10 protein-coding genes and 1 pseudogene are annotated in these 13,230 nt (G+C 53.1%); 6 read left to right on the forward strand and 5 right to left on the reverse strand.

Features of this window, described 5'->3' with window-relative positions:
- Positions 1–613: 613 nt before the first annotated feature.
- The 4 genes from IGW03_RS32665 to IGW03_RS32680 all read left to right on the forward strand — a co-directional run bounded on the left by IGW03_RS32665 (position 614) and on the right by IGW03_RS32680 (position 5,969).
- Positions 614–1,825, forward strand: a complete 1,212-nt coding sequence (locus IGW03_RS32665; RefSeq protein WP_194726634.1) for a cyanophycinase — start codon at positions 614–616, stop codon at positions 1,823–1,825.
- A gap of 749 nt (positions 1,826–2,574) precedes the next feature.
- The gene (locus tag IGW03_RS32670; protein ID WP_194726635.1) at positions 2,575–3,150 is read left to right on the forward strand and encodes a DUF4337 domain-containing protein; all 576 of its coding nucleotides are present in this window, start codon (positions 2,575–2,577) and stop codon (positions 3,148–3,150) included.
- A 6-nt stretch (positions 3,151–3,156) separates the two neighbouring features.
- A complete protein-coding gene (locus IGW03_RS32675) occupies positions 3,157–4,275 on the forward strand; it encodes a Ppx/GppA phosphatase family protein (protein WP_194726636.1) in 1,119 nt (372 codons plus the stop codon).
- A 572-nt stretch (positions 4,276–4,847) separates the two neighbouring features.
- On the forward strand, positions 4,848–5,969 hold the full coding sequence (locus IGW03_RS32680) for a type IV pilus twitching motility protein PilT (protein WP_194726656.1): 1,122 nt from the start codon (positions 4,848–4,850) through the stop codon (positions 5,967–5,969).
- A gap of 208 nt (positions 5,970–6,177) precedes the next feature.
- Here the strand turns inward: IGW03_RS32680 and IGW03_RS32685 are convergent, their stop codons facing one another.
- The 3 genes from IGW03_RS32685 to IGW03_RS32695 all read right to left on the reverse strand — a co-directional run bounded on the left by IGW03_RS32685 (position 6,178) and on the right by IGW03_RS32695 (position 9,787).
- Positions 6,178–7,173: a Bug family tripartite tricarboxylate transporter substrate binding protein gene (locus tag IGW03_RS32685; protein WP_194726637.1), complete on the reverse strand. Its 996-nt coding sequence runs from the start codon at positions 7,171–7,173 to the stop codon at positions 6,178–6,180.
- A 106-nt stretch (positions 7,174–7,279) separates the two neighbouring features.
- Entirely contained in the window at positions 7,280–8,263 is a 984-nt protein-coding gene (locus IGW03_RS32690; protein ID WP_194726657.1) for an NAD(P)H-quinone oxidoreductase, read from the reverse strand.
- An 81-nt stretch (positions 8,264–8,344) separates the two neighbouring features.
- Positions 8,345–9,787 (reverse strand): NAD-dependent succinate-semialdehyde dehydrogenase, encoded by a 1,443-nt coding sequence (locus IGW03_RS32695; protein ID WP_194726638.1) that lies wholly within the window; start codon positions 9,785–9,787, stop codon positions 8,345–8,347.
- Between the two features lie 121 nt (positions 9,788–9,908).
- Between IGW03_RS32695 and IGW03_RS32700 the strand changes: the two genes are divergently transcribed.
- On the forward strand, positions 9,909–10,841 hold the full coding sequence (locus tag IGW03_RS32700) for a LysR family transcriptional regulator (protein WP_194726639.1): 933 nt from the start codon (positions 9,909–9,911) through the stop codon (positions 10,839–10,841).
- 484 nt (positions 10,842–11,325) lie between these two features.
- Here the strand turns inward: IGW03_RS32700 and IGW03_RS32705 are convergent.
- Positions 11,326–11,559: pseudogene (locus IGW03_RS32705) on the reverse strand (transposase domain-containing protein); the annotation flags it as partial.
- 174 nt (positions 11,560–11,733) lie between these two features.
- On the opposite strand from IGW03_RS32705, the gene IGW03_RS32710 reads away from it, so the two are divergent.
- Entirely contained in the window at positions 11,734–12,486 is a 753-nt protein-coding gene (locus IGW03_RS32710) for a DNA/RNA non-specific endonuclease (RefSeq protein WP_194726640.1), read from the forward strand.
- 86 nt (positions 12,487–12,572) lie between these two features.
- Here the strand turns inward: IGW03_RS32710 and IGW03_RS32715 are convergent, their stop codons facing one another.
- Complete coding sequence (locus IGW03_RS32715; RefSeq protein ID WP_194726641.1) at positions 12,573–13,043, reverse strand: DUF3293 domain-containing protein; 471 nt, start codon at positions 13,041–13,043, stop codon at positions 12,573–12,575.
- Positions 13,044–13,230 lie beyond the last annotated feature (187 nt).

Genomic DNA, 13,230 nt, shown 5'->3' on the forward strand with positions numbered 1-13,230 from the left:
GAGCGGCCGCATTCTGCGCTCGGCAATCGGACGCCGGCCTCGGTAGGCCAGCAACGATGGCAAAATCAGAGTGCTTGAACTAGAAGACTAACGAGAGCAGTGGCTACAAATTTCCATATCAGGTCACAATCTCTACCGCGCAACCCTCACATGCTCATTTGCTCGTTCACTTTAACTTATTGAGGAGTCCTAGATTGCAACGTTTCGCGTCATGCACAGGCAGCCATTATGCGCTGAGATTGTCGTCACACATCTGCTTTTAGGTTGCGTCAGGAACTTAGTCAGCTAAACGCCAATGGCTGGAACTGAACAAATAGCAGCCGTATTTTAGACTTCTTTGGCGAGGAGGGCGGCTTGGGAACCCGATTGTCCAAATTATTGGTAAAAAGGCATTTTTCGAATTATGGCAAGCACTACCAAGCGAGCGAAGACATTCGGCGACCGCTAAGAGTAATTACAGACGTACATAATCTTCTCGGAAGTATGAGCACCATTGCACGAACGCAACGACGCTTTGATTCTGCTCAATTGGTAAGTATGTGGAAGTGGCACAGGGCACGTGGTACGGCATAGTTGATGTGCGGCCGAACTGCCGCCAAACCAAGGAGACGCCATGCAGTTTCCAGTTCACCGACAGGCTACACGTTATCTGGCCCACGCACTCATTGCTGCCGCAGCATCTACCTGCCTGTTCGCATACGCAGGCTCTGACAAAGTATCCGGAGGCGGCCCCAACGTCAGCAGCAAGACCTCGTACGCCTACTATGTCACCACTGACGACCCCAATCGCACACCGGATATCAAGCAACGACCCCGCTCGCCTTCAACGGTACTCATGGGCGGCGACAATGATGTCGACGAAGCGTTTCGCTGGCTGATCTCACGTGCAGGTATCACGTCGTCCTCGGGCGGGCGCTTCGTGATCATCCGCGCCACCGGAGCCGACGGCTACAATTGTTATGTGTACTACTCAGATTACCCGACCTGCAGTTCCAAGGGCGTACCTCAGCCCGGCTCGGTGGGCGGTGCCTCACTTGGATTGTCGTCAGTGGAAACCCTTGTCATCCCGTCGGCAACTGCTGCCAATGACACCACGGTCAACCAGATAGTCGGGCGTGCCGACGTCATCTGGATCGCAGGCGGCGATCAGGCCGACTATTACAAAAACTGGCGTGGTACCGCGCTCGAACGAACTATCAACCAAGCAGTGTCTCGCAATGTGCCTATCGGCGGAACCTCGGCCGGCATGATGGTGCTGCCCCGGTTTGATTTCGCAGCACTGCGAGGCTCTGTCACTTCGGCCCAAGCCCTTGCCGATCCGTTCAACAAGTACATGACTATTGAACCGTCGTCCAGCGCTCAGCCGGCTTTCATTGTTGCGCCGGGTTTTGAGACTGCGATCGTTGACGCCCATGTCGACGAGCGTGATCGCATGGGGAGGTTGATGACGTTCATGGCACGCCTTATCCGGCAAGAGGGCGCTACAGGCTGTGCCGGCGGCACGTTGTCAGGTTCAGCCGGTGCACCCGATGGCGCCCGCGCTGTCGGACTGGCGATACAGACCGCGCTTTTGATCGAGGGGCCAGTCGGCTCGCAGACAGCCCGGCGCGTAAGCAATCCCGGTGCGCCAGGTTCGGCCACGACTTATCTTTTGCAGCCGTCCATCGCGCCAGAAACTTGCCTTTCCGGGAAGCCGCTCACCATGCGTGGTGTGACCGTGCGCAAGATCACCGATGGCCAGTCCTTCAATTTTTCTAACTGGAGTAACCTCCCTTACACGGAAGCACATATCGTCAACGGGACGCTGAGCAACTTCACCTACTGATTGGGTCGACGCGACCCTCTGTCGGAACAGTGTTTTACTGATCTTAACAACGTGTAAGCTGTAAAAATCTTAACCAACCTTAAAGATGTAAAATACTTTACAATCTAAAAGGCGTAAAGTCAAATTACAGCTTAAAGGTTGTTATGGCCTCATAGGTCCATTTCCGATCGCACTCAAAAAACCAATTGGGAATGTCCTTGTTCTTGGTTCAGTATGCCTAAAAGCTCACTGCTCGGTGGGTCCGGGATCTTTGGAAAGACAGGGATAGGGATGAGCAGCCCATCGTCAAAACTCCATCGCATGCAAGAACGGGGTAGAAGCGGCCGGTCAGCGTTTGGTAGAAAGTGTGTGACTGTAATGTCTCCAAAAGACATGGGCCCGCATGATAGCCTTGCGATTACAAATGCGCATGGCACTGGCTTATGTCCATGAATGGACATAAGCCGTCAAGCTACTTCCAGCGAGGCCGTTGAAGTCTTATTCAATAAAATAGGTGGGCTCGATTTCGTTTTGATTGTCACTGTGACAGCGCTGCACACGGCAACAGGATAGCAGGGCACAGCGCGCCGTTATGTGCCTCGCCGTAGTATGTTAGGCGTGGCACGAACTCTACTGACAACTTACCGTTTCAGCGGCTATGCATTGCCTTGCGTTACAAGATTGGCGAGTATTTCGGTTGAACTTGGTAGTGATACGATAAAATCTTGCCTGTCACTTATTGAATTGCGCATTAGAAGGAGCAGTGTCCGATGTCTGGTCATGGATTTCATGTGCACGGCCCGCACGACCACGAAGTCGAGCATGTCGCCCAACACGGGGGCGATGGTTTTACCTCACGCCTGGCGGTGCTGACTGCCATACTTTCTACAATTGGTGCAATCTTCGGTTACTTGGGTGGGCATTCGCAGAATGCTGCCCTGTTATATAAAAACGAAGCGGCTATTCAGAAAACGGCGGCATCGAATCAGTGGAACTACTACCAGGCCAAAAGCAATAAGCAAAACCTGAGCGAGCTTTCTGTCACGCTGACCAGCGGTGAAGTGCAACAAAAAAATAGTCAAGCTGTGGAGCGTTACAAGCAGGAGAAAGAAGAAATCAAGGTCGAAGCAGAAAAGCTTGAGGAAAAGGCCAAACTTGCCAACGACAAGAGCGATCAGGAGATGCACGTGCACGAGCGTTGGGCGCTGGCTACGACCCTGATCCAGGTAGCCATCGCACTTGCAGCCATCACCTTGTTGACGCGCAAGCGCTGGATGCTAGGCGCCGTCTACTGTGCGACCGCCCTCGGACTGGGCGTCGGGGTGATGGGTTATCTGCATATATGAGATGCGATGCATCCTGCTTATCTCTTTTCTAGAGTCTTGCTGCCCCTGGCGTGTGGGCTGTTTGCGGCGCCGTCCTTTGCCCAGGATAGCTGCCGGATTGCGTTCGACATGGGGTCATCCGGCATCCGGGCCGGCGCGTCGAACAGCCAGACCGTGGTCCGTACCGGGTTTGATTACCTGGCGCCGTTGAAAGCAGGCGGTGGTCTCGATGGAGCCATTGACCCAACGATCGCAACCTTGCAGGATTTGCCGAAGCAAGCAGGCTTTGCCGAAAACTGTGTACGAGTCGGCGGCGGCTTTTCCGCCTGGCGGCTGGCTCTGCAACGAGATCGCGGGAAACTTGCATCGGATCTCGCCCGCATTGAAGCCAAAAGTAGTGTTGCCGTGGTGGTCATTCCCCAGAAAGTCGAAGGCGCCTATGGTTACTATGGCGCGCGTCGACTATTGGCAGAAAATCTCAAGAGCAGTCATGTGCTCGATATTGGTGGCGGCAGCATGCAGATCGCCGGTGAAAGCACAACCTTTGGGCAGGCACTCGGCCAAAAAGTCTGGCATCAGAAACTATGCCAGGCAATCCGTCATACCGCTAATCATCCTTGCAGCCTGCAGCCGTTGACAGGCCGGGAAATAGGTACAGCTCGCGCATTACTTGCACGGGAACTGCATGGGATTGACGAAGCATTGCCGGAGCAAATCACAATGACTGCGGTTAGCCGTCCCGTGACGCAAGGCGTGGTTCCGGCCGTGTCGCACTTGCTTGGTAAGCCCATGGACCAGAAAAATTTGAGCGGCCGTCACCTGACGGTTGCGATCCGCCTGATTTCCCGGCTGACGCTTGAGGAGACAGCGGCAAGGCTCTCTCTTTCACAAGACTATGCAAGTTATCTGCTGTCCGACATGCTGCTGGTTGAAGGATTGATGACGGCAACTCGCACGTCTTCTCTCCAGATTGCGGAGATCGACCTGACCAATCTGCCCGGCCTGCTTGCCGACGACGTGGCCTTCAATTGGGCCGATCATTACGGATGCTATCTGGAGCGGCTGCGTAAGCTGGGCCTGGACGCTTATGCCAGCGATCCGGTAACCTGTCCCGCCGCCAAGAGACCAGCCAAGCTGCAACGATAATAGCGGGTCAGACAAAATTACTGTCATCCCGCTCCGATTGCTTACACAGATGCCTATATCAGTTGAACAGAGGCTGTAAGGTACATCATCTATTGACGACGAGCTTTAGGTAATAGTGCAGCGGTGGCGAAGCAAAAAAGTTTTCCAAAAGATTTCCTGATATTAAGCGGCTTCTACACACTCAAAGCTCTAAGGAAAGATGACCGCAAAGTCTATCGAGTAGTTATATCCTAAACTTCTACAGTCTCAAGAATTTGTCATACGCATACCTTCTGGCCCAAAGGCGGACTAGCGAGGCGTCAATGTACTGGAATCCTTGGCGTGAAGAAGCAGACGCGTTTTGATTAACAAATCTTATCAGGCCATCCATATGCATCCGGTCTGCGCTGAAACGCAGGACAGGGTGGAAGAAGATCTGTTTGGTACCGCGGCGCAGTCGCCCGGCAGCATGCCTTGCACTGTGCCGACCCGACAAAGCAGGGCTTGTTAGTAAAAAATATCTTTCCATGTGGAACTTTATGGGCGTGGAGGTTTTATAATTTCCGCACCAATTGCCTCGTTCGCCCAACATGATGGAACACCACCAGTCCTCGCAGATTCCGACCCTGTCGTACATCGAAAATGAAGACCATCCGGTGTTTGGCACCTTGGTCGAGCAGATCCTGCACCTGCTGCATTCGAAACTGGTGTTTTCCGACATCATCATCCACCAGAACAGCCCGCTGATGCTGCGCCAGCCGAAGGGCTTGGTGGCTGTCACCGATTCGCCTATCACCAAGGAAGAGCTGGAAGAGTTCTTCGACGTCATCGAGCCAAACTGGGCCGAGCGGATCAACGAGCGCGCATTCGACCGCTCGATCGACTTGCATACGGCACGTATTCGCGCCAATTGCTTCAGTTTCCAGGGAAAGAAGCGGCTAGGCTGTGTGATTCGCCGCTTTCCGAAGGAGCCGCTGGCACTGGCCGAACTTGGCCTGCACGCCGACGAGCAGGAATTCGCAAGCCTGACCAGCGGCCTGGTGCTGATCATCGGCGACACCTGCCAGGGCAAATCGACCACAATTGCGTCCCTTCTGGACGAGATCAACCGGCAACGATCCGGCCACATCATCACGATCGAAGATCCGGTCGAGACCCTGATCCCACAGCGCAAGTGCATCATCACCCAACGCGAGGTAGGCGAGGACGCCGACGTAGGCAGCTATTATCTGGGCGCGCTGGACGCGCTGCGTGAGCGCCCCGACGTCATCATGATCGGCGAGATCCGCGACGCTCAAACCGCGCAGGAAGCGTTGGCTCTGGCCGAGTCCGGTCCACTGGTGCTGGCAACCCTGCACGCGCGTTCGACAGAGCTGGGCTTGCAGAAGATGCTGCGGCTGCTCGGTAATTCTGAAGCTCAAAGCCAGGCGTTGGCACACGCGCTGCGCGGTATTCTGTGCCAGGCGCTGCTGCCGTCCAAGCAGGGTAACCGCTATTATCTGGCGACCGAGTGCCTGACCATCAGCCCGACTGTCGCGTCGATGATCGAAGAGGGTGACCTGGGCATCATCCGCGCGCATATGAATGCGGGCCGAGATCCCGGTTGCCATACCATGAACAGCGTGCTGGAAAGCCTGCTGGCGTTGCACAAGGTGGACCTCGACGATGCACGGGCGGCAACGACGGATCGGATAGGGTTTGCGGAGATGGTGTGAGCTGTTTGTTCAAACTCTGAGACCGTTATTTGTTAGGCTGAACAGGGCCGTACGTCAGTGAAGCACGGACAAGCGGACCTTATCAAAATTTACACACAAGCAGGAACGGCCATATGGAGGCTATGGAAGTGCTGCTTAAGGCTCCAAGCCGGAGCTTTGACAAGCTGGTTCACATTGCCGGAACCGGAACCAGCCATGTAGAAGTACATTATTCAAGTGGAATGTTCAAAGACTTGGTTAGCGCAGACCATTTTCGATCTTGTTCAACTAAGAACTGAGCGAAATGATGGGACGACGAGCCGGCAGATTGAAGACCCAATTGCTCGAACTTTGTACGTATTTTCGGATCGCGCAGGGCATCTTGCGTGATTGTGTTTAATTTATCCACAATAGGTTTGGGCACACCAGCCGGCGCAAACAGTCCAAACCAGCCTTGAACAACGAATCCCGGGAAACCGGATTCAGCGACGGTAGGAATATTGGGCAAGGCTGCCGCCCGCGTTGATCCAGTTGTTGCAAGGACCTTTATCTTGCCTTTGGCATAGTTTGTTGATGCTGTAACCAGAGAGGTCTCGAACGATAAGTCGATATGACCGCCCAACAGGTCCTGAAATGCCGGCGCAGCACCTTTGTACGGCACATGCGTAAGCTGGATCTGGGCTTCCTTTGCAAACATTTCGGCCGTCAGATGGGGTATGGAACCTGAACCCACACTCGCGTAAGTAAGCTTGTTAGGATTAGCTTTTGCATAGGCAACCATGTCTTTCAGGGACGAAAATGGTGCATTGGTTGAGGCAATGATGGCCCCAGGGCCATTTACTATGTTTGTAATCGGAACAAAGTCCTTTGCCGGAACAAAACCAGGTTTTTTTGTAATGTGGGGTGCAATGGATATCGCGCTGACGGTAAGGATTCCCAGTGTATAGCCATCGGCGCTAGACCGTGCAAGCGCTTGTGTCCCGATATTTCCGCCAGCGCCAGCACGGTTTTCCACGATGACAGGCTGCCGGAGAGCTTCGGTTAGTTTGGCAGCAATTTCTCGTCCAACAACGTCCGTAACCCCGCCTGCAGGAAATGGCACAATCAACGTGACCGGCTTGCTTGGATAGGTTTCTAATGCTGACTGTGCAAATGCCGCCGAAGACATACCTATCGCGGCGAGCGAGATCATGCCTGCTACAAGGATTTTTTTGTTAACGAACATAATGGTCTCCTACATACGGTGTAGTTAATTTTAAAGCAGCGTTTCTTTTCGCGAATGGATGCTCCGGCTTTGCAAGACATAAACTATGCATAGAGCCGGCCTTGGATCACTCCATCGAAAGGATGATCTTGCCAAAATTTTGGCCGGACTCCATGCGCAAATGAGCTTCCTTCGCACGGCTAAGAGGAAACACGCTATCTAATACGGGGACCAGTCGGTTATCGCCGAAATGATTGAGCCATGCGGAACTGAAACGTTGAACCATATTGTGCTTCTCCGTCTGCGGCCGTGACTTCATGACGGTGCCCATAATCTGCAAGTGCCGATACAGGATTTGCTCGATTTCCACATTTACGCGTCCGCCACCACCTAACAGACCTACCTGTACCAAACGCCCCCCATTTGCCAGCGATGCGATGTTACGTGGGAAGTAAGGTGCTCCGATAAAGTCGATCACGACATCGACACCCTTGCGATCGGTGATCTGCGCAATGACTTCAGCATAGTCATCGACTTTGTAGTCAACGGCATAGCTGACGCCCAATTCTTTAACCCGACCCAGTTTCTGGACGTCGGCTGTTCCAAAAATCCTTGCTCCTATTAGCCGCGCTAACTGTACTGCTGCTGAGCCGACGCCGCTCGCTGCTGCATGAATGAGAACCGTTTCGTCGGCTTTAAGGCGCCCAAGATGCACAAGCGCTTCATGGGCAGTGACAAAGGCCTCGGGAATAGCGGCTGCCTGGACAAAAGTCAGGGAGTCAGGGATCCGCATTGCCATACGATAGTCTATTCGGGCTAGCTCCGCATACGCGCCGCCGCCAACGATTCCCATAATGCGATCACCGATCTTGAAGCCATTCGCATCAACACCTGTCGCTACAACCTCTCCAGCAATCTCTAACCCCATGATTGCAGAATCGCCAAAATGCGGACGACCGTAGCCTCCACGGCGGTGAATGATATCGGCGCGATTGACTCCAGCAGCATGGACCTTGACTAACAGATCTGTGCTACGAAGCTCAGGCTCGGCAACATCGGCAAGCTTGAGTACGTCAGCATCCCCAAAAGTGTCGAATTCGATTGCTTTCATCATGTATCCTTATAATCTTTCGTGGTAATTCTCGTTGTGACAGCTTCGACAGGCTGTCCCTCAAAGCATCAATTGTGGGCCTCAGTACGCCTGGCTTATGAATTTGTTGGTAAGGTAATGATCAATTCCTTCGAGACCGCCTTCAGACCCGATGCCACTCTCTTTTATGCCTCCGAATGGCAGCTCGGTCGCCACGATGCGGAATTGATTGATTCCGATCATCCCGGCTTCTAATCCGTCTGCGACCTTGATTGCGGTGCTGGCGTTACTGGTAAAAGCATATGCTGATAGCCCATAAGGGAGCCGATTAGCTTCGGACAATCCATCATCGATCTCATCAAAGGGGATTACAACCGCTATCGGGCCAAACGGTTCTTCGCTCAGAATGTGAGCGTCGCCAGGCACATCTGCCAAGATTGTTGGTTCAAAAAAATATCCTTCAGACGCGATTCGCTGACCACCTGTAAGCAGGCGGGCGCCTTTCTGAATGGCGTCTGCGACCAAGGCTTCGGTCTTTGCAATCTGCCTGGGATTCGCCAGAGGGCCAATCGTTACACCGGGATGCATCCCATTGCCCACCTTGAGCGCTCTTGTTGCGGCCACAAAGTGCTCAACAAACTCGTCATAAACTGCTCGTTGCACTAGGAACCGCGTCGACGAAATGCATATCTGGCCAGTCCCCCGGAACTTGTTTGCTGCACCTAGGGCAGCGGCCGAAGCAATGTCGGCGTCGTTGAAAATGAGAACCGGTCCATGCCCACCCAACTCCAGAGTGATCGGTTTGACCCCGGCAGCAGCACGCGCTGCAAGCAAACGCCCAACAGGTACTGAACCGGTAAAAGTCACCTTACGAATCACTTGCGAGGCGATCAGGTGCTTTGAGACATCGTCAGGAACGCCGAACACCATTTGCAGAACACCCTTCGGGAGCCCTGCATCATCAAGACAGCGTGCCAGAGCCAAAGCAGTCGCAGGGCACTCCTCTCCAGGCTTGATGATGACGCTGCATCCTGCGCTGAGCGCCGCCGCCAACTTTCGCGCCGGGGTGATGGCCGGAAAATTCCATGGCGTGAATGCGGCTACCGGGCCTATGGCTTGCCGCTTGACGATCTGTTGCACGTTGGGACGGTTTGCCGGTACGAACCTACCGTCAAGCCGTTTCGCCTCTTCGGCAAACCACTCGAAGTAGTCTGCTGCCCGCAGCACTTCATCCTTGCTTTCAGCTAATGGTTTTCCCTCTTCTAGGGTCATTTGAGTCGCGATATGGTCAGCTCGTGTGCGTATGAGGTCAGCCCCGGCTTTAAGGATCTTTGCTCTCTCAACAGGTAGTGTGCACTCCCACACCTTCGACATTGTGTGGGCTACGCCGAGCGCCCGATTGAGGTCACCCGAGGTAGCAAGAGGCACTCTGCCGATAACCTTGCCGTTTGCGGGATTTGTTACTGGGGATGTGTCTCTTCCCTCCGCAGACAGCCATTCACCCGCGATGAATAAGTAAAGTGAGTCGTATTGCAGGGTCGTCATATGTGCTCGCTGTTTAGGTGTTAGCAAAGAGGTGTAAACTGCATAGGGATGGAGAGTACCCCTCAGATCTCCTCTTGATAATCGGTTAAATGCCAATAACTGCTTTGCGTGGTGCGCATAAATGCATTCAGAAAAATTTGCGGAGTTCTTAGGAGTTTTTGCTGATGTGGCGCGCGAAGGGAGTTTTTCAGGCGCCGCCAGACGTCGTGGAATTACACCGTCATCGATCGCTCGTCAGATCGACTTGTTAGAGTCGCAACTTGCGACGCCTTTGTTTTTACGGTCGACTCGCATGTTGCGCCTTACAGAAGCAGGTGAAGCGCTACTTATTCGCGCGCGCCAGATATTGGACGCTTTAGTCGATGCACAGCAGGAAATTGCGTCAATCAAAGGAGAGGTGACTGGAACGCTGCGTGTTGCATGTTTCCCAACTTTCGGGAAACGTTATGTCATACCGGTAGTCAGCGAACTTGTTCAAGAATATCCACAGTTGAATGTCGAACTCGACCTGACCGAACGATTGGCCGATCCGGTGTCAGAGCGACTGGACTTGGTTATCCGTATCGGAGATGTCACTGACAGTTCGCTTATTGCTACTTTTCTGGCACCTCAAACGAGGATATTGTGTGCTAGCCAAGCTTACCTGGCAAAAGGCCCAAAGCTTGAAGCGTTAGCTGACTTGCTACACCACAGGTTGATCGACAAAATACATGGCGCGGATTTGCTATGCTGGTCAGATGTACTTGGAAACCCGACGCGTCAGCTTGGAAAACAGCCCATTTTTCTATGTGACGATTTTGAAGCGATGCGGCTTGCGGCTTTGGAAGGCATGGGCATTGGTTTTCTGCCAGACTGGGTAATAGGTGCGGATATTCTAGAAAGTCGTTTAATCCATGTCCTGCCTCACTGCGCGAAAGAAATTCGCGGGCGAACCAGTATCGTCGCCTTGCGGGCGCTAAGACAGCCAGCCGCTCGGGTGAGCCTCTTTCTCGATAGGCTGAGGAATCACATTGGGTCACCTCCTGTATGGACTGTTTCTGATTTGGAATCATGAATCAGCCCCATTCGGCGTATTAGCACTCTTGCGACATTATGGCAGACAGGAAGCGTTCTTCCGACGGGCCTAAGCGTCTTCTTGTAACCGTGTTTGACAGAAGACGCTCTAGCGACGTTGGCAGTAGCTTTTATTACTAGCCGTTATCGAAGTAGCTTCCAACCCATTTCACGGCATAAAGCTAGTGCGTCTTTCTTTGTGGCGCATACTTCCATTAGGAACGTTGGATCATGATCACCCGCAGTAACTATCCATTTAACCCCTTGTCCCTAAGATCGGCGTGCATGATATCAACCTTCAGGTCCGGATCTAGTGCATATTTGATGGCGTCGGGATAGGAGACAGGAGCACATTTTTTTAAACTCTTTTGCCCACGCTGTTTTTTCAAGTTCATTCTTTTTCATTTGATTCTTTGACCTAGGCGTTTACATCATTCGATCTGGTTCTTTAAGTATTCTAAACTAGAGACTCTGATCTGCAAGCACTAAGCCGATCCGTAATCACTTCCTGGCAACTTGTCGATGTTCCAAGGCAGTAGTTCATCAATGCGGTTGATCCGATGGTCGGCAACGTGGTCCAGGACATGGCGCAGATAGTCTTCCGGATCCACACCATTCAATTTTGCCGAGCCTGTGAGCCAGTACATCGCGGCAGCACGCCCACCTCCTGAGTCCACACCGGCGAACAAGTCGTTCTTGCGAACCAGGGCCGCGCCCTCGCAGCGATTGAGCGCATATTGGATCGCCGCCGTTGTATCTGGCTAGGGCTCTATCGAGCTCTCATGGGAGGGAGCGATGCAAACGACCGGATTGAATCGTCTGCGTTGCATTTTGAAACCAATTCATTAGCATGTCGCTTCCGCAGGCCATGGCGGTGTCGATAGAATCTCGCCATGAAAAAATTCATCCTGACGCTAGTTCTGCTTGCTTCAACCTCCGCACACGCTAGGGAAACAGCATCTTCCAACACCACCCCAAAATTTCGCGATTGCCCTCAGTTTTTCGCCGGAGCGACTTCCCCCCGTATCAATAAGTCGTTTCAGGTAGCTCCGCGCGCGCTTTGCTATCAGTCTTTCGCAATTCTGTATTCCGGCGTTTCCAAAACGCCGGTATTTGTTGCCGAGAGATTGAACCGGGCACAGCTGGAGGACGCGAAAGATGAAAAGCGAACGAACCGGTTCTTTGCAGATGCGAGACTGCGCAAGACCGAACGCGCGGAACTTGACGATTACAAGGGAAGCGGCTTTGACCGTGGCCACATGGCGCCTGCAGGTGACATGCCAAGTGCACGCGCCATGGCCCAGAGCTTTTCATTGGCGAACGTGGTTCCTCAAGCGCCGAAGAACAACCAGAAAGCCTGGAGCGGGATTGAGCAGGCGACACGCAAGTACGTCATGCGGGCAAAAGGGGACGTCTACGTCATCAGCGGCCCGGTGTACGAAGGTAAGCCGAAGACCATTGGAAGAAATCGTATCTGGGTTCCGAGATATCTCTACAAGCTGGTATATGACCCCGCTACAGGTCGTGCATGGGCGCACTGGATTGAAAACACTGACCAGGCACGTGCAAGCAAACCGATAAGCTATGAGGAACTGGTCCGCAAAACCAATATCGAATTTCTGCCGAAATCAAAAGTGATCGGCTGAAAACAGTTCAGATCAAGTTTGCCATGTCAGGCGGGAAATCCCAAATATCTATGCGGCCTGAAAACAGATAACACTACCATCGGCCGTCACTGCCCCCGCTGCCGGACCAGCGGATGCAACATCAACTCCGGTGGACTGGACTGGTTACACCACAACAGTGTGTACTGGTCGAACTTCATCAGTAACGATTCGGCCTGGGCACCGCTGATATTCAGTATGAGGAAAGCTTCATCAGAAGCGTCATCCTCGTTTGTCGCCTGACGTTCTGCGGGAAGAGACTTCAACTTGAGCTCTTTGATCGCAGTAGCAAGTGCTGCATGTCGCGTCTTGTTTTTCGTGGGTGGCAAGGGACATCCCGCCGGGTTACAAGCCGTAATGACAGCTGCAGTAGCTGCGCCTTGCGTTCGGAGCAGTTGCGCCAGTTCGGGATTTCGTATGCCTGCCTGTAGCTTGAGCCGGCGTGGAAGGTGAACGGTATAGGATGTGCCACGAAACGCTTTACGCTGTGGAGCCGAGAGGGTGGCGCCGTCTATCAAGTATTTGGGAAGTGACTTCATGGGTGTTGGCGAATACCTGGCTTTGAAGCAACAATTAAGCGTGCTCCTAATTGATTATACTGGATATGTATACAGTATAATGATATTTCAGCTGGCTTGGACGATGGTATGACCGCTTCAACGCGATGGCGACAAATGGCTGCCCACGCAGGTGACATGGGATAGTGAGCATATGACGCCCGGTATT

Origin of the sequence: Noviherbaspirillum malthae, assembly GCF_015352985.1 — a bacterium.
Taxonomy (GTDB): Bacteria; Pseudomonadota; Gammaproteobacteria; order Burkholderiales; family Burkholderiaceae_D; genus Noviherbaspirillum; species Noviherbaspirillum malthae.